Raw genomic sequence first — 20,288 nt, 5'->3', positions numbered from 1 at the left:
ATCAACGTCCCTGAGGCGATTTTGATCCCGCATTGTGGCGGGTAGGTGGCTGGGAAAGCTCACTTTTTCTTCGCGCTGGCAACAGTTGGGTGAAGGCGCGAACAGCGATCGAAATTACTCTATCAGAATTGACATAAAGATATGTTTATGTCATTAAGCGGGTCTTGTGCGCTACGCGTTCGCTAAGAGCGATCAAACGTGCGCTCAATAAGGCAATCTGCGCATCGCATTTTCAGAAAATCCTTTGCGGATTTCGGGCGGTGCTGTAGCGATGAAGCGTATTGGAGTGCATCCCGAGAAGTGTGAAACGGTTTTCGGAACAAGATGTGCGTTGAACAAATAGATAGAGCTTTCCAACGACCCAAAATAAACTGGGAATGCTCTATAATACAGGCGGTAATCCCCTATGACGTCTTCCCTCGATAATCTTTTTGGTTCAACGGCAGCAAAGCCGGACGGTTCGGAAGTGCTTGCAGCACTGACCAAAGCCGCAAGTGAGCGCATTCTGATTCTCGACGGGGCCATGGGTACGCAGATCCAGGGCCTGGGCTTTCACGAAGAGCATTTTCGCGGCGAGCGTTTCGGTTCCTGCGATTGCCAGCTTCAGGGCAACAACGACCTTCTCACACTGACCCAGCCAAAGGCGATTGAAGAAATTCATTATGCCTATGCTATGGCCGGTGCTGACATTCTGGAAACCAACACATTCTCGTCGACCACCATCGCGCAGGCCGATTACGGCATGGAAGATGCCGTCTATGAGCTGAACCGTGATGGCGCGCGCCTAGCCCGTCGCGCAGCAATCCGTGCGCAGCAGAAGGATGGTCGCCGCCGCTTTGTTGCAGGTGCGTTGGGGCCAACAAACCGTACCGCTTCGCTGTCGCCGGATGTCAACAATCCCGGTTATCGTGCCGTCACTTTTGACGATCTGCGTATTGCCTATGCCGATCAGATCCGTGGGCTGATCGATGGTGGCTCCGACATTATTCTCATTGAGACGATCTTCGATACGCTGAACGCCAAGGCAGCTGTCTTTGCGGCTGAAGAAGTGTTCATTGAGAAGGGCGTGCATCTGCCGGTGATGATTTCCGGCACGATCACCGATCTTTCGGGCCGCACGCTTTCCGGTCAGACGCCAACGGCGTTCTGGTATTCGCTGCGCCATGCCAAGCCTTTCACCATCGGGCTCAATTGCGCGCTCGGTGCCAATGCAATGCGCGAACATCTCGCGGAAATCGCTGGCATTGCCGATACATTTGTCTGCGCCTATCCGAATGCTGGCCTGCCAAACGAGTTCGGCCAGTATGACGAAAGCCCGGAAGCTATGGCAGCCCAAATCGAGGACTTTGCACGCGAAGGCCTCGTCAATGTGGTGGGCGGTTGCTGTGGTTCGACGCCGGAGCATATCCGTGCAATAGCCGCTGCTGTCGCCAAGCATCCACCGCGCAAGCCGGTCAAGGTGCCGCCGCTGATGCGTCTGTCGGGCCTCGAGCCATTCACGCTGACCAAGGATATTCCTTTCGTCAATGTCGGCGAGCGGACGAACGTTACCGGCTCCGCCCGTTTCCGTAAGCTCATTAAGGCTGGCGATTATTCGACAGCGCTTGATGTGGCGCGTGATCAGGTGGAAAACGGCGCACAGATCATCGACATCAACATGGATGAAGGTCTGATCGACAGCCAGAAGATCATGGTTGAATATCTCAACCTGATCGCGGCAGAGCCGGATATCGCGCGCGTTCCGGTAATGATCGACAGCTCCAAGTGGGACGTGATCGAAGCTGGCCTGAAATGCGTTCAGGGCAAGCCGATCGTCAACTCGATTTCGCTGAAAGAAGGCGAAGAAGCCTTCCTGCATCATGCGCGTCTGGTGCGTGCCTATGGTGCTGCAGTTGTCATCATGGCATTTGACGAAACGGGACAGGCCGACACGGAAGAGCGCAAGGTCGAAATCTGTACCCGCGCTTACAAAATCCTGACCGAGCAGGTTGGCTTCCCGCCGGAAGACATCATCTTCGATCCCAACGTCTTTGCGGTCGCGACCGGCATTGACGAGCATAATAATTACGGTGTCGATTTCATCGAAGCCACGCGCAAGATCACCGATACGCTGCCGCACGTCCATATTTCGGGCGGGGTATCAAACCTGTCCTTCTCGTTCCGCGGTAATGAGCCGGTGCGCGAAGCGATGCACGCTGTCTTCCTTTATCATGCCATTCAGGTTGGCATGGATATGGGTATCGTCAATGCCGGGCAGCTCGCGGTCTATGACACGATTGATCCAGAACTGCGTGAAGCCTGCGAAGATGTGGTGCTGAACCGTCGTGATGACGCGACCGAACGGCTGCTCGAAATTGCCGAGCGCTTCCGTGACAGCGGTACCAAGGAAGCCAAGGCGCAGGATCTGAGCTGGCGCGAATGGCCGGTTGAAAAGCGGCTTTCCCATGCGCTGGTCAACGGCATTACTGAATATATTGAAGCAGATACCGAAGAAGCACGTCAGGCGGCTGCGCGTCCGCTGCATGTCATCGAAGGCCCGCTGATGGCTGGTATGAATGTGGTGGGCGATCTGTTCGGTTCAGGCAAAATGTTCTTGCCGCAGGTGGTCAAGTCTGCCCGCGTGATGAAGCAGGCTGTTGCTGTGCTTCTGCCTTACATGGAAGAAGAAAAGCGCCTGAATGGCGGTGAAGGTCGCCAGAGTGCCGGTAAGGTACTGATGGCCACTGTGAAGGGCGACGTGCACGACATCGGCAAGAACATTGTCGGCGTGGTTCTCGCCTGTAACAATTACGAGATCATCGATCTTGGCGTGATGGTGCCAACACAGAAAATTCTCGATACGGCTCGCGCTGAAAATGTCGATGTGATTGGTCTTTCAGGACTTATCACACCATCGCTGGACGAGATGGTGCATGTGGCGGCTGAAATGGAGCGCGAAGGCTTCAACGTGCCGCTGCTGATCGGTGGCGCTACGACCAGCCGTGTGCATACTGCGGTGAAAATCCATCCGCGTTATGAGCAGGGACAGGCGGTCTACGTGATCGATGCCAGCCGTGCGGTGGGTGTTGTTTCCAATCTGTTGTCGCCTGAAAACAAGGGCGCTTATGTCGAGGGCATCCGTGAGGAATATGCCAAGGTTGCGGCAGCTCACGCCCGCAATGAGGCAGAAAAGAAGCGTCTGCCACTGGCTCGTGCGCGAGAAAACGCCCACAAGCTCGACTGGGACGCCTACACACCGCCAAAGCCGACATTCCTTGGCACCAAAACATTCGAGAACTACGATCTCGCAGAGATTGCGCGCTATATCGACTGGACGCCATTCTTCCAGACATGGGAGATGAAGGGCCGTTACCCGGCTATTCTCGAAGATGAGAAGCAGGGTGAGGCAGCGCGTCAGCTCTGGGCGGATGCGCAGGCTATGCTCGCAAAGATCATTGACGAGAAGTGGTTTGCACCGCGTGGCATAATCGGTTTCTGGCCTGCCAATACGGTGGGCGACGATATTCGTCTCTTTACCGATGAAAGCCGCAAGGAAGAACTCGCAACCTTCTTCACGCTGCGTCAGCAATTGTCAAAACGTGATGGTCGTCCGAATGTCGCTATGTCCGATTTTGTTGCGCCAGCCGATAGCGGCAAGCAGGACTATGTCGGTGGCTTCGTCGTCACGGCGGGTATCGAGGAAGTGGCAATTGCCGAACGTTTCGAGCGGGCCAATGACGATTACTCGTCCATTCTCGTGAAGGCACTGGCTGACCGCTTCGCAGAAGCCTTCGCCGAACTGATGCATCAGCGCGTTCGCAACGAGTTCTGGGGCTATGCGCCGGGTGAAGATCTGTCGAATGATGATCTGATCCACGAGCGTTATGCGGGTATCCGTCCGGCACCGGGTTATCCGGCGCAGCCTGACCACACCGAAAAGAAGACCTTGTTCGAGCTGCTGGATGCCACAGCGCAAACCGGCGTCGAACTGACGGAAAGCTATTCCATGTGGCCGGGTTCGTCCGTGTCGGGCCTCTATATCGGCCATCCGGAAAGCTATTATTTCGGCGTTGCCAAGGTAGAACGTGATCAGGTCGAAGATTACGCGAACCGCAAGGGCATGAGCGTTGAGGAGGTCGAGCGCTGGCTTGGGCCGATCCTCAACTACATTCCCGGTCAGGCACCGGAGCCGGTTGAAGCTGCTGCATAAATAGTTGCTAAATTACGCTCATATAAAAGCCCCGCATTGCGGGGCTTTTATACTTAATTTACTAAAATTATATTCATTATGAATAAGTATGTGTTTTGTAAAAAGGCCGGATTATCCTGAAATCATTATCGGTGGATGCCCCTGGAATCATGTGTTATGTAATACAGGTGGCTCACGGTTTGGTGGTCGATGATTTGAATTCCCGGATTCCGGCGCCATAGAATCCTTCAAAGTTTATATTTGTTTTTCTGGCAATGTACTGATGCCGGAGTGTGCCTGATTGCTGCGTTTTTCAGAGTAAATATTGCTTCATAGGAACAATGTTGGGATTTATGCAATGAAATGGGAAGATTTATACGAAAGAATACAAATATCCGACAACGCAGATAATTCATTTGAACACGTTTGTTCTTATGCGGAAGCAATCGGGTTTCAGTATGTTTCCTACGTTATGTGTGTGCCCTCATTGAACAGTGTCGCGCGGTGGCTGCGTTTTGAAACATTGCCGGAAGGCTGGCGGGAGCATTATGCCGCAAAAAAATATGCCGAAATCGACCCAATTCTCAAGCGCGGGATGAACAGCATAGATCCGCTCGTTTGGTCGGCACGACAGTTTGCCGATGCTCCGCAAATATGGGCGGACGCACAAGGCTTTGGCTTGAGGGCAGGTATTTCTCAGCCGTGCTGGGCCGCGCAGGGCGTCTTTGGCGTACTCACATTCCTTCGCGATAAACCAGCTTTGTCAGATGGCGAAGTTTCGATGCTGCGTCGGCAGATGCAGATTGTAACCAACCTTCTGCATCTTGCTATGTACGAGCATCTTGATGTTCCGAGCATCAATTGTGTGGCAGAGGTCAATCTCACAGCGCGTGAACGCGAAATCCTGCGCTGGACCAGCGAAGGTAAGACTGCCGAGATCATTGGCACAATTCTCAATATCTCGACCCGGACTGTGAATTTCCATATCAGCAACGTCCTCACCAAACTCGTTGCGGTCAACAAGGTGCAGGCCGTCGCCAAGGCGCGTACTTTTGGCCTTCTGTAGCGCTGATCATTTCTTCGACGGTATGGTTCGAAGGATGCTCCAGCCCTTGTTAGACAAAAGTTTTACCCCTGCAAATTTATCTTAATACTACAATTTTAGTAGTATTTTCCGTAACTTGGGCGAAAATCGGGCTTTTCGATTTGGCGCAAGTTTCTTCCTCCATCTGGCTTAAAACAGGCAAGTTTTCGCTCAAGCGTTTCGCAATACGCGATAGCATACTTTTCCTTTTGCCCTGCCTTTCATGACAATGCGCGTCATAGCAAACCAGCGATTTAGCCAGTTGAGCTGGCCTCCCGGAGATATCGACGTGCATCATGCATCCCTGACCAAAAACCTGACGCATCTTCAGCGTCTGGAAGCAGAAGCAATTCATATTTTCCGTGAAGTTGCCGCGACCTTCTCCAACCCGGTTATGCTGTATTCGGTGGGTAAAGATTCCTCTGTCATGCTGCATCTGGCGATGAAGGCATTTTACCCGGCTCCTCCGCCATTTCCGTTCCTGCATGTCGATACGACCTGGAAATTCCGCGAGATGATCGAGTTTCGCGATGCGCAGGCCCACGAAAAGGGCTTTGAGCTGCTGGTTCATATCAATGAAGACGGTGTGCGTGATGGTGTTGGCCCATTCACGCATGGCTCAAACGTCCATACCCATGTCATGAAGACAGTGGGTTTGCGGCAGGCGCTTGATAAATACAAGTTTGATGCCGCCTTTGGCGGTGCGCGTCGCGACGAGGAAAAATCTCGCGCCAAGGAGCGCATTTTTTCATTCCGCAATGCTCAGCACGGCTGGGACCCGAAGAACCAGCGTCCGGAAATGTGGAAGGTCTATAATACCCGCGTTGCAGCCGGTGAATCGATCCGCGTGTTCCCGCTTTCCAACTGGACCGAACTCGATATCTGGCAGTATATCCTGCAGGAAAATATCCCGATTGTGCCGCTTTATTTTGCCGCTCCCCGCCCGGTGGTGGAGCGCGACGGCATGTTGATCAAACTCGATGATGACCGCATGACGTTAGGTCCCGGTGAAAAGGTGGAGGAACGACTGGTGCGCTTCCGCACACTGGGCTGCTACCCGCTGACGGGTGCCATTGAGTCAAGCGCCACAAATCTCTCCGATATTGTCGAAGAAATGCTGATCGCCCGCACCTCCGAGCGGCAGGGCCGTGCCATTGATCGCGATGAAGCGGGCTCAATGGAAAAGAAGAAGCGTGAGGGCTATTTCTGATGAACGCCGTATTGAAACCCTCTGTAACAAGTGCAGCCGTCAGCGATTTTCTCGCCGATCAGGAACGCAAGACGCTGCTCCGCTTTCTCACCTGCGGTTCGGTCGATGATGGTAAGTCCACGCTGATCGGGCGACTTCTCTATGACACAAAGCTGATCTTTGAGGACCAGCTGGCGACGCTGAAGAACGACAGCCGTAAATTCGGCACCACGGATGACGATTTCGACTTTGCGCTGCTGGTCGATGGTCTGGAAGCCGAACGCGAACAGGGCATTACTATCGATGTAGCCTATCGCTTTTTCTCAACCCCACGCCGCAAGTTCATCGTGGCCGACACGCCGGGCCATGCGCAATATACGCGCAACATGGCGACAGGTGCTTCGACGGCCGATCTTGCGGTGGTGCTGATCGATGCGCGGCAGGGCGTGCTGACACAGACCCGCCGCCATAGCTTCATCGCTTCGCTGTTGGGCATTCGGCACATTGTCGTGGCCGTCAACAAGATCGATCTGGTTGATTTCTCAAAAGATGCTTTTGATCGTATTGTTGCTGATTATATGAGCTTCGCCAAAGATTTGGGCTTTGCCAGCATTCAGGCAATCCCGCTGTCGGCACGCTTCGGCGATAATGTCAGTAGCCCCTCATCGCGCATCGTCTGGTATGAAGGCCCCTATCTGCTGGAACATTTGGAAACAGTGCGTCTTGAAGCGGATAGTATCGGCAAGCCGTTTCGCTTCCCGGTGCAATATGTGAACCGGCCAAACCTCGATTTCCGTGGTTTTGCAGGCACGGTTGCCTCAGGATCGATTGCTGAAGGCGATACAGTCGTGGTTGCAAAGTCGGGCAAGCAATCGAAGGTTAAGCGCATCGCTACCTATGATGGTGACTTGGCCCGCGCAACCGACGGGCAGGCGGTGACGCTGGTTCTCGAAGACGAGATCGAAGTTTCTCGTGGCAACATGCTGGTGGGTGCAGAGGCGCGCCCGGAAGTGGCGGATCGGTTCAGCGCCAATATTGTATGGTTTGGTGAAGATGCCTTGCAGCCGGGGCGCTCCTATCTGCTGCGCACCGAAACCGACCAGACGCCGGTGACGATCAGCGAGATTAAATATCGCACTGACGTCAATACTTTTGCGCGGGAAGAAGCGACACGGCTCGACCTCAATGAAGTTGGTCTCTGCCATCTTCAGACAGCGGACCAGATCGTTTTCGATCCCTATTCGGACAATCGCGTGACGGGTGCTTTCGTGCTGATTGATCGTCTCACCAATGCAACGGTGGGTGCTGGCATGATCGATCAGGCACTGCGTCAGGCAACCAATGTGCATTTGCAGGCTTTCGATCTCGACAAGCAGGCGCGGGCTTCGCAGAAATTCCAGAAACCGGCTGTGCTTTGGTTCACGGGCCTGTCCGCTTCGGGGAAATCCACCATCGCCAACCAGCTTGAACAGAGGCTTCATGCGCTTGGCAAGCACACCTATCTGCTGGATGGCGATAATGTCCGTCATGGCCTTAACAGCGATCTTGGTTTCTCTGATGAAGATCGTGCCGAGAATATCCGTCGCGTTGGCGAGGTAGCTGGTCTTATGGCCGATGCAGGGCTGATTACACTGGTTTCGTTCATTTCGCCGTTCCGTTCCGAACGCGATCGCGTGCGGTCGCGTTTGCCGGAGGGTGAATTCATCGAAATCTTCGTCGATACGCCGATTGAGGAATGCATGGCGCGTGATCCAAAGGGGCTTTATGCGCAGGCTCTACGTGGTGAGATCAAGGCGTTCACCGGCATAGACTCACCTTACGAAGCACCGCTTTCGCCGGAGCTGCATCTCAACACCGCAGGTCGCGACATTGACGAACTCGTCGCGGAAGTGGAAAAGTATCTGGCCGAGCGCGGTATTATCGGCAGCTATGGCAGTGATTCCTGGTCGATTTGAGAAATGACAACAGCAGCCTTCCCTAAAGCCGATCCGAACGGCAAAGCTTTGCTGAGCCTTCTCGAGGATGCAGCCCTTGAGGCTGGTCGCGTCATTATCAAACATTACACGGATGGTTGTGCGGTCCATTCCAAGAAGGATCAGTCGCCGGTAACGGAAGCGGATCAGGCGGCAGAAGCTGTAATCCTAACTGCTCTTGCATCGGTTGCACCAAGCATTCCGGTGGTGGCCGAGGAAGAAGCGGCCGCAGGCCGTCTGCCTGCACATCTGGGCCGGAAATTCTTTCTGATCGATCCGCTTGATGGTACGCGCGAGTTTCTGCTGCGTAATGGCGATTTCACGGTGAATATCGCACTTATTGAGGATGGAGTGCCGGTGCTGGGCCTTGTCTATGCGCCTGTGCGCAACCTGCTTTATGTGGGGAGCCGTGAGGGTGCACAGGAAGTAGCAACATCTGCCGACCATCAGATTATAAGCAGGCGCCCGATTGCCGCTCGCATTGCACCACCTGAAAAGGTTGTGGTGTGCAGTCGGTCCCATCTGACATCTGAAACCGAGGAGTTCCTGAAACTCAATCATAGTGGCAAATGCGTGTCTGTAGGTTCATCGCTCAAATTTTGCATGATCGCACGTGGGGAGGCGGATCTCTACCCACGCTTTGGCCCGACAATGGAGTGGGATACGGCAGCAGGTGACGCAGTTCTGCGTGCAGCCGGTGGCATGACGACGACTTTCGACGGCAAGCCAATGATCTATGGCGCACGTTCTGACGGAACTGTGAAAGGCTTTGCCAACCTGGATTTCGTTGCGTTCGGTGCTGGGGAAGCGCCTGTTTTTGCGTGAAATAGGGACGCTTTCGCATAGATAAGCCAGCTAAACACACGATCTTACAAAATAGCTTAAAAAAAGCCGCTTGATCCCCTTGCGGCTTGAAAACAGCGGCGCTATAAGCCGCTCACAGCCGGACCACAGAGTCTCGGTTTTGATGGTCACGGAGCGTAGCGCAGCCTGGTAGCGCACCTGATTTGGGATCAGGGGGTCGGAGGTTCGAATCCTCTCGCTCCGACCATTTTCTCTCTTAGAATAATTGCTTAAATGGATTTGTCGAAGACGGACATTCGCATGAATTGGCCGTCATATTCTGCAATTTCGACCAGCCGTTGCCTGTCGAGAATTTCGACCTTGTAAGATCGAAACATCACCAGACCTTCCTCTCGAAGCTCACGCATCATCCGATTAAGGTGAATTGGCGTCAGGCCCAGTGCGTCTGCAAGCTGATACTGGGTCAGTGGGCAATAAAACGAGTCTGCATCACCCATTCCGCATGATTTAACGCGGTCAGACAGCTCCAGCAAAAGATGTGCAGTACGGACAAAAGCACTTCGGCAGCCAATATTTGTCAGATGTTCAATGAGCATGGAGCGTTGTCGTGAAAGCAGCTCAATGAAAATCATGCTCAGGCGCGGGATTTGCCAGATTGTTTCTTCGAGAGATGACAGTGGTATTTCATAAAGCGACATCGGGGTAATCGATTTGATCGTGTTGTAGCTGTAACCGTCGCCGGTTCTCAGTCCCACGAAATCGCACCGCATGGGAAAGTCTATAATTTGACGTTCCCCGCTCGACAGGTCTCGATAAACACAGCCCCATCCCGAACGAACCAGATGGATACTCCTGATGCTGGCTCCCTGCTCAATAATCACTGCATCGGCGGGATAGCTACTCTCGGAAAGAACGAGAGATTGTAGGGACTGTTTTTCCTGCGCGTTTAATTTGGCCAGAATTGGAGGGGATTCCAATAAACTAACCAGGCCGTCGATCATCAGGGCGGTGGTGTTCTGATTACCACTATGCATTCGCTGCCTATGCCCAACGAAAGTTATAGACTCTATAACCTTCTGTTCCCGAAGTCGTTCTTATGGCGAGTACATTTTTTTATAAAGTGCTAACATAAGTTAATGACACGTTTATTTGATGATAGCAATATTTAGACCAGTGTTCATCGGGATTAGCAATAAAATTCCTAATAAACTAGCGCAGTTTTTGGCATGACTAGTGTTTTGTGTTGAATACAAACCTGAGTAACAGGGGATACTAAGCAATGTTGGAAATGAGAGAACGGTACTCATGGGCATCACCTAGCGGTGTGAGCGATGGATCTGCCATTGTGGCAAATGAACGGATGCAGGGCGGAGAATATGCAGCCGGATTGCCTTTGCAGGATGAGCCTCATCTTATGCTTGTCTGTAAAAGCAATCTGGAGCGAGAGTGTATCTTTAACGGGCTCATGATGAATGGGCTTAAACTGCCCGTTGTAAGCTTCGCGTCAGTCGATAGAAACATGCCGCTGAATGGCGCTATTGTTGTGCTCATGCATATCGGTTCCAAACGTTTGGCAGATCCCTTCTTCTCGGATGAAGTGGAAGCGGCAATCAAGGCCTGGGCTCCGATCCCGTTGGTATTGCTGGCAGAGCGGGAGGAGTGGTCGCAGGTTTTGCGCGCGATGGAGATCGGTGCGCGTGGCTATATTCCAACATCAGTCGATATCAAGATCTGCGTTGAAGCCATTCATTTGGCACTTGCAGGTGGGATGTATGTGCCAGCGTCCATGCTGATGAAACCTCCTTCGGAGGACATGAGCGACGATGTACTGGGTGAACTGTTGACCATGCGCGAGATCGAAGTGGTTCATGCGATCCGGGTGGGGAAGTCGAACAAGATCATCGCTTTTGAACTTGGCATGAGCGAAGGCACAGTCAAAGCCCATGTCCATAATATTATGAGAAAGATAGGTGCAGCAAATCGCACCGAAGTCGCCTGTAAGCTTCACAAGATGTACGGCAATAAGTTCAGCGGAGAATAACGTAATCAGCATGCATATATGTGATTTTGGGGATCTATGAAGCGTCGGACTGACATGATCAGCCGGCGCTTCATAGTTTTCAAGGCGCATAAAATGCACAGCCGGCGGCATATTCAAAAGAAAGGGTAGGGGCAGATTTTCACCTGCCCCTACAGAATGAGAGCGGGTATCCTTTGAGGGGACTCTCATTCTTTTCTGAGCGGAAGGACGCGGCGTAACGGTCTTCCGCTGCTGTCATTTGAGTTGGTTGAATAGTCTGTCGAGCCTTTGGAACGATGGTTTTCGCTCAACAGATATGTGATCCAACTCCATTCAGGGGCGAAGGCTAATGCTGCCGGACGACCCACCAGAGGTGGTGCCAAAGGCGGTGCCCGCTGAGCTGCCACCGAAAAACCCGGTTCCCGACTGCGCCATGGCCGCAGTCTGACCGCCGGAGCCGGAAGTGAAATAGCCCGAACCAATACCGGCGCTTGCGCCGTAATGGCCCATCTTGCCGCCAAGCCCGACGACTGTGCCTTTTCCTTCCGCCCAGCCTGTTGTTGCAGCCTGTCCTGCCGCAGTCGAACCTGCACCAAACGCGAAGCCGCCAGTTACGGCAGAACCTGCGCCACTGGCGCCCCCAAAACTACCATTCCAGTTGACCGTTTGTGCTGCAGCTGGCAAGGCGCCAGCCGCGAGAAGTGCAATAGATGCGATGATGATTTTCTTCACGATGAACTCCTCCTGTTCTGACAAAATCGGGTCAAACCCCTTCTGCCAGGCATATCCCGACGATATACCCCGCTACCCATTCGGTGACGGGTGATTGCATATGAGTAAAAGGCTGTATCGGCGATGTGTGTTCGCGTGGAGCAATCTTTGGTTCGTGAATGAGCATCGGTTCAAAAAAGCTTCAAACCGATGCTTTAAGTCGCTCCAGATCTACATAATCGGTCCCGGACAATGCCAGGCCCGGCTATTGCCTTCTGTTGTACGCAGAACGCATCCTTTGGCGCGCAGTTGATCGGAACTCAAGCCAAGTGCCTTTGCTGAGTAGGTACGCTTGCGGCTGGCAATTGGTGGTGATGCCGTCGTTCCGGTTGAGCTTGCGGGGATTGCCGCGGGCTCTTCGTTGGAAACAGACGCCAAAAGCGGTGCCTGCCGTGTTTGTCGTTGTACCGATGCCGAACGGGCTGCGGCGCCCTGTGATGGACAGTAAACGCCCGTCGCATTCAGGGATGCTCTGACTTCCTTGTTGAGGCAGATCAGGTCCAGTGCGGCAGCATTTTGCCCCATTCCGAGAAGTGCTGCCGCATAGGCCCGCCGGTTGCATTCACGCATTTCATATGTTGTGCCAAAGCCCAGGCCCCAGCCTGTTGCGCCGACGCCGGCACTTGTTGAGCCTGCGCAGGAATGTACACCCGCTGCAACAAGTCCCGGCGCAAAGGCAGGTACCGTCGTTTTAATCTTACTTGGCGAGTCGGAGCCGCCTCCAACGGCGATGGCGGTAGCACCGGCCTGCGATGACGAGTTTGTATTGTTGTCCACATTCACAGTTTGAGCGAACGCACTCCCTCCGAAGAGGATAAATGCGCCAGATAAGCAAAGGATACCCAGTTTAGACATAGCCAACCCCTTCGACTTTTATTTCATTTCACATGCTTTGATTATGATAAGGGCGCCATTATCATTTATTTTGTTATTGCCATTTTGCGTGCAAAAAGGATTATTTCTATATTATTGAAAAATAAGATTCTTGAAATATAAATATTGCATTACGTTTTACGTACAATGTGTAAGGTTTTTGTTGTTGATAATCTATATTGTTATCGTTTGTATATTTCGATCTTTGAAACCATTTCCTTAGTTTTGCTTCTAAACCAAAGTTTATGGCGTCTTGCTCAAGTTGAAGACTCTCGGGTGTTAAATGTGAGATGGTGCAGCGCGCAATCCGGAAACTATGATGAAAATTGCTACATTGGATCAGTGCTTCTGGCTGTTTTGTCATCAAGCGGTTGCTTTCTCTTGCAAAACAGCGAAATTACGAAATTGTTGTTAGAATAATTCCATTGCCGGGAACAAAATGCAGCTTACCCCTCGTCACAACGCAATTCTGGATATCGCCCGCCGACAGGGGCAGGTTCTCGTCGATGATCTTGCGAGCGCGTTCGATGTAACGCCGCAGACTGTGCGCAAGGATCTCAACGATCTTTGCAAGGCGCGTCTGTTGCGCCGTATTCATGGCGGGGCGCTCTATCCGTCCGGTGTCGAGAACATGGAATATGAGGCGCGCCGTCGTATTGCTGCGCATGAAAAGGAACTGATCGGTCGGGCTGCGGCTGAAATGATCCCTGACGGTGCATCGCTGTTCATCAATATAGGCACGACAACTGAGGCCGTCAGTCATGCGTTGATCGACCATAACAACCTGATGGTCATCACCAACAACATCAATGTCGCCAATACCTTGCGTGTCTATCCGGAGATCGAGGTCGTCATCGCTGGCGGTGTGGTACGCGCATCTGATGGCGGTATCGTGGGTGAAGCTGCCGTCGATTTCATCCGGCAGTTCAAGGTCGATTACGCAATCATCGGTGCATCGGCGATGGATGAGGATGGTGCGCTGCTCGATTTCGATTTCCGAGAAGTGAAGGTGGCACAGGCGATCATCGCCAATGCGCGCCACGTCATTCTCGTGACCGACTCAACCAAACTTGAACGGACCGCTCCTGTCCGCCTTGGCCATATCTCGCAGGTTCATACCTTTATTACCGACCGGTGCCCATCGCAGCAATTGCGTGAATTATGCCGCGAAAACGAGGTCGAACTGATTGAGACGGCTGAGGACGAACCGAACGAAAAGAAAGAATCATAGTTTCGTTTCATTTTCGTTTCACTTTCGTATGAAATGACTTATATTCGCTTTGGTGGTTGGAGAGGTCTTCAGGTTTAGCCATGGCGCAGCATAAAATTTTTGATATTTTCGTAATCGGTGGCGGCATCAATGGATGCGGCATTGCAAGAGACGCGGTTGGCCGTGGCTTTTCGGTCGGTCTTGCCGAGATGAACGATCTGGCAAGCGGCACCTCGTCGCGTGCCACTAAGCTTATACATGGCGGATTGCGCTATCTGGAGCATTACGAATTTCGCCTGGTGCGCGAAGCGCTGATGGAACGCGAGGTACTTTGGGCTAATGCCCCGCATCTGATTCATCCGATGCGCTTTGTGCTTCCCTTTCACAAGGGTGGCGTGCGCCCTGCCTGGTTACTGCGCCTTGGCCTGTTCCTTTATGACCATCTCGGTGGCCGCAAGAAGCTGCCAGCCACGCGTACGCTCGATATGCGCACCGATCCTTCGAGCGCACCGCTCAAGCCACTTTTCACAAAGGCTTTCGAATATTCGGATTGCTGGGTGGACGATGCGCGCTTTACTGCGCTGACGGCACGAGATGCTGCTGATCGTGGCGCGATGATCCGCACCCGCACCAAGGTTGTTTCTGCTCGCCGTGACCATGAAGCATGGACGGTAACGCTCGAAAACATCGATACAGGTCTGCGCGAAGAGTTTCGCTCGCGTCTCCTGGTCAATGCAGCCGGCCCATGGGCTGATAAGGTGCTGGAGGGTGTCGAAGGCGATCGTCAGCTGCATAATGTGCGTCTGGTGCAAGGCAGCCATATCTTGGTGCGCAAAAAGTTCTCCGATCCGCGCTCCTATTTCTTCCAGAACAATGACGGGCGCATCATCTTCGCTATTCCTTACGAAGATGATTTTACGCTGATTGGCACCACCGACCAGGATTATAAAGGTGATCCCGCCAAGGTTGCGATCAGCGACAAGGAAACCGATTATCTCTGCGCTGCGGCAAGCGAATATTTCCGCGAGCCGGTGCGGATTGAAGATATTGTCTGGACCTATTCCGGCGTGCGTCCGCTCTATGATGACGGTGCAAGCAAGGCGCAGGAAGCAACCCGCGATTATGTGCTCAAAGAAGATGCGCCGCAGGGAGCTGCACCACTCATCAATGTGTTTGGTGGTAAGCTGACCACCGCGCGCAGGCTGGCCGAGCATATGCTTGAGAAGATCGAGCATCATCTTGGCAAGAAAGGTGCTCCTTGGACCCATGCCGCGTCTCTGCCAGGTGGTGATTTTGAGGCAACGGCTTTTGACCGGGAACTGGAAAAGCTGAAAGCTGATTATCCGTTCTTGCCACACCTCCATGCCCGTCGCCTGTTTAAGCTCTATGGAACACGCGCACGTATTTTGCTGGGTAAATCCAAATCTTTGGAAGAGCTTGGACGACATTTGGGTGCTGATCTTTATGAGGCGGAAGTACGCTATCTCATGGAGCATGAATGGGCACATACGGCAGAAGATATTCTCTGGCGCCGAACCAAGCTTGGCCTGCGCATGAATGCGATTGAAGTCTCTTCGCTTGAGACTTTCGTCCAACCTGCCAAAGTCGCGTAACGGCTCGCTTGCAACCGGTCCGATAAAAAGTCATTATCTTTCCAGTGGGCCGTTTCCAGCCTTTCTGGGAGGAAAACATGGGTGCGCCGCAAGACCGGATACACGCAGATCGTATCCATTCCGAGATTGAGACGGGAGGAGCCGCCCGCTCGGCGCTGGTTGCTTCATGGCGCCGTTCTGCGCGTCTTTATGGGCTCGACCCAGCAGAAACAGGCTCCGTTCAAACGCTCTCTGATCATGAACTGCGAACCGCACGCCAGCGTATGGAACGGGTGATTAGCATTGCACAAGCCAGCATGGATCGCCTCTATATGGCGGTTGGGGGTGTTGGTTGTTGCGTGCTTTTGGCCGACAGTGAAGGCGTACCAGTCGAGCGTCGCGGTGCTGCGGGTGATGACGATACATTTTATGATTGGGGTCTTTGGACCGGTGCCGTCTGGAGTGAAGCGGTTGAAGGCACCAATGGCATCGGCACCTGCATTGCCGAACAACGTGCGCTGACCATCCATCGCGACCAGCATTTTCATACACGCAATATTGGGCTTTCCTGCACGGTCGCGCCCATTCATGACCATCAGGGCCGCTTGATGGCGGCACTCGATGTATCGTCTTGCCGCAGCGATCTGACCGAGGCCTTTGTACAGCTGATTTCGGTCGCGGTGATTGATGCCGCACGCCGCATTGAGGCTGAGAATTTCCGGCAGGCATTTCCTGATGCGCGTATCGTATTGGCACCAAGTGCCGACCGTACCGGCGGAGCGCTGATTGCTGTCGACAAGGACGACCTTGTGATTGGTGCCACGCGTGCTGCACGCCTTTCGCTCGATCTGACTGATGAAGCACTTCTGACAGCCTTGCCTGCGGCTGATCTTCTCGGCTGGAACGCTGATCCGCGCGAGGATATGGCGGAGTCCGAGCGAGGCGTTATTCTGCGCGCTATTGCGCGCGTGGACGGCAATGTTTCGTCCGCTGCCAAGCTGCTGGGCATCAGCCGGGCCACGCTCCACCGCAAGCTCAACCGCCTCAAGATCATCCGGCCAAATTAAGTAGATCTCCCGAATTAGGGGCTAATTTTTGGGAAAAGACACGCGCTGCAAGCGGGCTTAAACTGGGTGGTGCGATAAAATCTGAATTCGGTTTTGCAAACTGTCTCATTATTGAGACACATTGATACTGCATACTATAAAGCGCTGGATGACTCCTCCCAAGAGCCGCGCCAAATTATGTTTGAAACGCCGTAGGAGCGGCGTTGTCTTTGGGAGGAATGTCATGAACAAAGTTGAATTTCATCGCTCCGTAAAGCCGGAGTTTGCCAAACGTTATGGCAATTTCATTGGCGGCAAATGGGTTGAACCCAAGTCTGGCCGCTATTTCGACAACACATCGCCGGTCAATGGTCAGGTGCTTTGCGAAGTCGCGCGTTCCGATGCGGCCGATGTCGATGCAGCACTTGATGCAGCCCATGCAGCGAAAGAAGCATGGGGCAAAACCAGCCCGGCAGAACGCGCTGTGATCCTCAACAAGATCGCAGACCGCATTGAAGAAAACCTGCCAAAGCTTGCTGCTGCTGAAACATGGGATAACGGCAAGCCGATCCGCGAAACAACTCATGCCGACCTGCCGCTGGCAATCGATCATTTCCGCTACTTTGCGGGCGCAATCCGCGCGCAGGAAGGTGGCATTTCCGAAATCGATCACGACACGGTCGCCTATCACTTCCACGAGCCGCTCGGCGTTGTCGGCCAGATCATTCCTTGGAACTTCCCGCTGCTGATGGCTGTGTGGAAGCTGGCACCAGCACTTGCCGCTGGTAACTGCGTGGTGCTGAAGCCTGCAGAACAGACACCTGCTTCCATTCTTGTTCTGATGGAAGTGATTGGCGATCTTTTGCCAGCAGGCGTCATTAACGTGGTCAATGGCTTTGGTCTTGAAGCAGGCAAGCCGCTGGCGTCGAGCCCGCGCATTGCCAAGATCGCCTTTACCGGTGAAACGACGACGGGTCGTCTCATCATGCAATATGCCAGCCAGAACCTTATTCCAGTCACACTGGAACTGGGCGGCAAGTCGCCAAATATCTTCTTCTCCGATGTGACGGCCGAAGATGACGATTTCTTCGACAAGGCTATCGAAGGCTTCGTCATGTTTGCGCTTAATCAGGGCGAAGTCTGTACCTGCCCGAGCCGTGCACTGGTCCATGAAAAGATCTACGACAAGTTCATGGAACGCGCATTGAAGCGCGTTGAGGCTATCGTTCAGGGCGATCCGCTTGATCCGGCAACCATGATCGGTGCGCAGGCATCCAGCGAGCAGCTCGAAAAAATTCTGAGCTATATCGATATCGGCAAGCAGGAAGGCGCGGAAGTGCTGACGGGCGGTGGGCGCAATGAGCTGGCCGGTGATCTGGCAGGCGGCTATTACGTCAAGCCGACTGTGTTCAAGGGCACCAACAAGATGCGGATTTTCCAAGAGGAAATCTTCGGTCCTGTTGTTTCGGTTACAACGTTTAAGGACGATGCCGAAGCGCTCTCGATTGCCAATGACACGCTTTATGGCCTGGGTGCCGGTGTGTGGACGCGTGACGGCACACGCGCCTATCGCTTCGGTCGCGCCATTCAGGCCGGTCGTGTCTGGACCAATTGCTACCACGCCTATCCGGCCCATGCGGCGTTCGGTGGCTATAAGCAGTCGGGTATCGGTCGTGAAAACCACCTCAAGATGCTCGACCATTACCAGCAGACCAAGAACATGCTGGTGAGCTACAGCCCGAAGAAGCTCGGCTTCTTCTAAAAAACAGGGTGGTCCGTGGCTTTCGAGCCTCGGACTGCCGCTTTCCTTGCAGTTTCATCGATACAGTACGACCTCCATCGCACTTCCGATCAGAGGTCGTTTCCCCCGCTGTTTCCTCCCAGGAAAGGGTCGGGTCGGCAGGACTTCGCGCCTGCCAATCCGGCCCATTACAGCGCATCCCAAAAAGTGCGAAGCGGTTTTTTGGGTAAGATGCGCGCAGGAAAAGTGCCGCATCCCAAAAAGTGCGAAGCGGTTTTTGGGTAAGATGCGCGTAAAACAGAAGGATGTTTTCGTAATGGCTAAAACAATGAAGGCTGCCGTGGTTCGCGAATTCGGCAAACCACTGACCATCGACGAAGTGCCGATCCCAGTGCCCGGCGATGGCCAGATTCAGGTAGCAATTCAGGCTTCTGGCGTATGTCACACCGATCTCCACGCCGCCGAAGGCGACTGGCCGGTAAAACCCAATCCTCCATTTATCCCAGGTCACGAAGGCGTCGGTTTCGTTTCGGCAGTCGGTCGCGGCGTCAAGCATGTGAAAGAAGGCGACCGCGTTGGCATTCCTTGGCTCTACACGGCTTGCGGTCATTGCGTGCATTGCCTTGGTGGTTGGGAAACGCTTTGCGAAGAGCAGCAGAACACCGGCTATTCGGTGAACGGCGGTTTTGCCGATTTTGTAGTGGCCGATCCGAATTTCGTTGGCCACCTGCCAAAGAACATCGAGTTCAATGAAATTGCGCCCGTCCTTTGCGCAGGCGTGACGGTCTATAAGGGGCTTAAGGTGACGGACACCAAACCGGGTGACTGGGTGGTGATTTCCGGCATTGGCGGCCTCGGTCATATGGCTGTGCAATATGCCAAGGCCATGGGGCTGAATGTTGCTGCCGTCGATATTGACGACAAGAAACTCGATCTCGCACGCAAGCTTGGTGCGACAGTCACGGTCAATGCCAAGACGCATAATGATCCGGCAGCCTATATCAAGAAGGAAACTGACGGTGGCGCGCAGGGCGTGCTGGTGACGGCTGTGTCGCCGAAGGCCTTTGAACAGGCGATCGGCATGGCAGCACGCGGCGGGACGATCGCGCTGAACGGTCTTCCAGCTGGCGAGTTTCCACTGTCGATCTTCAACATGGTGCTGAACGGCGTGACCGTACGCGGTTCCATTGTTGGAACGCGTCTTGATCTGCAGGAGTCTCTTGATTTTGCAGCGGACGGCAAAGTTAAAGCAACGATCCGCACCGACAAGATCGACAATATCAATGCCATCTTTGACGAAATGCGCGCAGGCCAGATCGAAGGCCGTGTCGTGATGGACCTGACGCAGTAATCGGTCCATACTATTATTAGAGCCGCCGTAGTGATGCGGCGGCTGTTGCGATGGGAGGAGGAACCATGCCGCAAGTCGCTCAACAAGAGCAGGTTACTGCTACCGATGCAGCGCTGGAGCTGATCGCAGAATTGCAGGACGAGTACGGCCCGATCATGTTTCACCAGTCTGGCGGCTGCTGTGATGGCTCATCGCCGATGTGCTATCCGCAGGGAGATCTGCTGCTTTCGGATGCGGATGTGAAGCTGGGTGAAATCGGCGGTGCACCGTTCTATATCAGCGGTTCTCAGTATGAGGCCTGGAAACACACGGAACTCATCATTGATGTCGTGCCGGGGCGCGGCGGTATGTTTTCGCTCGATAATGGCCGCGAGAAGCGCTTTCTCACCCGTTCCAAGATATGTTCCATTTGAAGCATGTTTCCCAAAAGTGGATGCTGGTTTTGGGGATAAAGACAAGCGTAAGA

15 protein-coding genes and 1 tRNA gene are annotated in these 20,288 nt (G+C 53.6%); 13 read left to right on the top strand and 3 right to left on the bottom strand.

Annotated features, from left to right (window positions below; translation table 11 throughout):
• Positions 1-406: 406 nt before the first annotated feature.
• From metH to ABWV94_RS04970, 6 genes are all read left to right on the top strand, one after another.
• On the top strand, positions 407-4,189 hold the full coding sequence (gene metH / locus ABWV94_RS04995; RefSeq protein ID WP_312470201.1) for a methionine synthase: 3,783 nt from the start codon (positions 407-409) through the stop codon (positions 4,187-4,189).
• A gap of 337 nt (positions 4,190-4,526) precedes the next feature.
• On the top strand, positions 4,527-5,234 hold the full coding sequence (locus ABWV94_RS04990) for a LuxR family transcriptional regulator (protein ID WP_105518092.1): 708 nt from the start codon (positions 4,527-4,529) through the stop codon (positions 5,232-5,234).
• Positions 5,235-5,541: 307 nt separating this feature from the next.
• Positions 5,542-6,462 carry a sulfate adenylyltransferase subunit CysD gene (gene cysD / locus ABWV94_RS04985; RefSeq protein WP_113496038.1) on the top strand — a complete coding sequence of 307 codons (921 nt, stop codon included), beginning with the start codon at positions 5,542-5,544 and terminating at the stop codon, positions 6,460-6,462.
• Entirely contained in the window at positions 6,462-8,396 is a 1,935-nt protein-coding gene (gene cysN / locus ABWV94_RS04980; RefSeq protein WP_353412746.1) for a sulfate adenylyltransferase subunit CysN, read from the top strand. The genes cysD and cysN overlap by 1 nt, the downstream gene beginning before the upstream one ends.
• A gap of 3 nt (positions 8,397-8,399) precedes the next feature.
• The gene (cysQ, locus tag ABWV94_RS04975; protein WP_113496036.1) at positions 8,400-9,239 is read left to right on the top strand and encodes a 3'(2'),5'-bisphosphate nucleotidase CysQ; all 840 of its coding nucleotides are present in this window, start codon (positions 8,400-8,402) and stop codon (positions 9,237-9,239) included.
• Positions 9,240-9,388: 149 nt separating this feature from the next.
• Positions 9,389-9,465: transfer RNA gene (locus ABWV94_RS04970), tRNA-Pro, on the top strand.
• A 22-nt stretch (positions 9,466-9,487) separates the two neighbouring features.
• On the opposite strand, the gene ABWV94_RS04965 is transcribed toward ABWV94_RS04970, so the two are convergent.
• Positions 9,488-10,252, bottom strand: a complete 765-nt coding sequence (locus ABWV94_RS04965; protein ID WP_064320089.1) for a Crp/Fnr family transcriptional regulator — start codon at positions 10,250-10,252, stop codon at positions 9,488-9,490.
• 245 nt (positions 10,253-10,497) lie between these two features.
• On the opposite strand from ABWV94_RS04965, the gene ABWV94_RS04960 reads away from it, so the two are divergent.
• Positions 10,498-11,259 (top strand): helix-turn-helix transcriptional regulator, encoded by a 762-nt coding sequence (locus tag ABWV94_RS04960; protein WP_079211432.1) that lies wholly within the window; start codon positions 10,498-10,500, stop codon positions 11,257-11,259.
• 312 nt (positions 11,260-11,571) lie between these two features.
• Here ABWV94_RS04960 and ABWV94_RS04955 read toward each other — a convergent pair whose 3' ends face one another.
• The gene (locus ABWV94_RS04955) at positions 11,572-11,970 is read right to left on the bottom strand and encodes a hypothetical protein (RefSeq protein WP_007873357.1); all 399 of its coding nucleotides are present in this window, start codon (positions 11,968-11,970) and stop codon (positions 11,572-11,574) included.
• Positions 11,971-12,180: 210 nt separating this feature from the next.
• Entirely contained in the window at positions 12,181-12,864 is a 684-nt protein-coding gene (locus ABWV94_RS04950; protein WP_143853325.1) for a hypothetical protein, read from the bottom strand.
• Positions 12,865-13,321: 457 nt separating this feature from the next.
• Between ABWV94_RS04950 and ABWV94_RS04945 the strand changes: the two genes are divergently transcribed.
• The 6 genes from ABWV94_RS04945 (at position 13,322) to ABWV94_RS04920 (ending at position 20,235) form a co-directional block, all read left to right on the top strand.
• Positions 13,322-14,113, top strand: coding sequence for a DeoR/GlpR family DNA-binding transcription regulator (locus tag ABWV94_RS04945; RefSeq protein WP_007873360.1), 792 nt, complete (start codon positions 13,322-13,324; stop codon positions 14,111-14,113).
• A gap of 80 nt (positions 14,114-14,193) precedes the next feature.
• The gene (glpD, locus tag ABWV94_RS04940) at positions 14,194-15,705 is read left to right on the top strand and encodes a glycerol-3-phosphate dehydrogenase (protein ID WP_113496035.1); all 1,512 of its coding nucleotides are present in this window, start codon (positions 14,194-14,196) and stop codon (positions 15,703-15,705) included.
• A gap of 77 nt (positions 15,706-15,782) precedes the next feature.
• Positions 15,783-16,751 (top strand): GAF domain-containing protein, encoded by a 969-nt coding sequence (locus ABWV94_RS04935; RefSeq protein WP_064320091.1) that lies wholly within the window; start codon positions 15,783-15,785, stop codon positions 16,749-16,751.
• 223 nt (positions 16,752-16,974) lie between these two features.
• The gene (adh, locus tag ABWV94_RS04930; RefSeq protein ID WP_064320092.1) at positions 16,975-18,492 is read left to right on the top strand and encodes an aldehyde dehydrogenase; all 1,518 of its coding nucleotides are present in this window, start codon (positions 16,975-16,977) and stop codon (positions 18,490-18,492) included.
• 295 nt (positions 18,493-18,787) lie between these two features.
• Positions 18,788-19,822 (top strand): alcohol dehydrogenase AdhP, encoded by a 1,035-nt coding sequence (gene adhP, locus ABWV94_RS04925; RefSeq protein WP_007873366.1) that lies wholly within the window; start codon positions 18,788-18,790, stop codon positions 19,820-19,822.
• 65 nt (positions 19,823-19,887) lie between these two features.
• Positions 19,888-20,235: a DUF779 domain-containing protein gene (locus ABWV94_RS04920; RefSeq protein ID WP_007873367.1), complete on the top strand. Its 348-nt coding sequence runs from the start codon at positions 19,888-19,890 to the stop codon at positions 20,233-20,235.
• The last annotated feature ends 53 nt before the right edge of the window (positions 20,236-20,288 follow it).

Source organism: Brucella sp. NBRC 12953 (genome assembly GCF_040369775.1).
In the GTDB taxonomy this organism is placed as follows: Bacteria; Pseudomonadota; Alphaproteobacteria; order Rhizobiales; family Rhizobiaceae; genus Brucella; species Brucella pseudogrignonensis.
The sequence above is the reverse complement of the archived record's forward strand: the minus strand, read 5'-3'. Positions and strand labels throughout refer to the sequence as shown.

Excerpts from the sequence above, each read along its gene's own strand:
- ABWV94_RS04960 (WP_079211432.1), top strand. The coding sequence starts at position 10,498 with ATGTTGGAAATGAGAGAACGGTACTCATGGGCATCACCTAGCGGTGTG.
- cysN (WP_353412746.1), top strand. The coding sequence starts at position 6,462 with ATGAACGCCGTATTGAAACCCTCTGTAACAAGTGCAGCCGTCAGCGAT.
- ABWV94_RS04965 (WP_064320089.1), bottom strand. The coding sequence starts at position 10,252 with ATGCATAGTGGTAATCAGAACACCACCGCCCTGATGATCGACGGCCTG.
- ABWV94_RS04945 (WP_007873360.1), top strand. The coding sequence starts at position 13,322 with ATGCAGCTTACCCCTCGTCACAACGCAATTCTGGATATCGCCCGCCGA.
- ABWV94_RS04920 (WP_007873367.1), top strand. The coding sequence starts at position 19,888 with ATGCCGCAAGTCGCTCAACAAGAGCAGGTTACTGCTACCGATGCAGCG.
- adhP (WP_007873366.1), top strand. The coding sequence starts at position 18,788 with ATGGCTAAAACAATGAAGGCTGCCGTGGTTCGCGAATTCGGCAAACCA.
- glpD (WP_113496035.1), top strand. The coding sequence starts at position 14,194 with ATGGCGCAGCATAAAATTTTTGATATTTTCGTAATCGGTGGCGGCATC.
- adh (WP_064320092.1), top strand. The coding sequence starts at position 16,975 with ATGAACAAAGTTGAATTTCATCGCTCCGTAAAGCCGGAGTTTGCCAAA.
- ABWV94_RS04990 (WP_105518092.1), top strand. The coding sequence starts at position 4,527 with ATGAAATGGGAAGATTTATACGAAAGAATACAAATATCCGACAACGCA.
- metH (WP_312470201.1), top strand. The coding sequence starts at position 407 with ATGACGTCTTCCCTCGATAATCTTTTTGGTTCAACGGCAGCAAAGCCG.
- cysQ (WP_113496036.1), top strand. The coding sequence starts at position 8,400 with ATGACAACAGCAGCCTTCCCTAAAGCCGATCCGAACGGCAAAGCTTTG.
- ABWV94_RS04950 (WP_143853325.1), bottom strand. The coding sequence starts at position 12,864 with ATGTCTAAACTGGGTATCCTTTGCTTATCTGGCGCATTTATCCTCTTC.
- ABWV94_RS04935 (WP_064320091.1), top strand. The coding sequence starts at position 15,783 with ATGGGTGCGCCGCAAGACCGGATACACGCAGATCGTATCCATTCCGAG.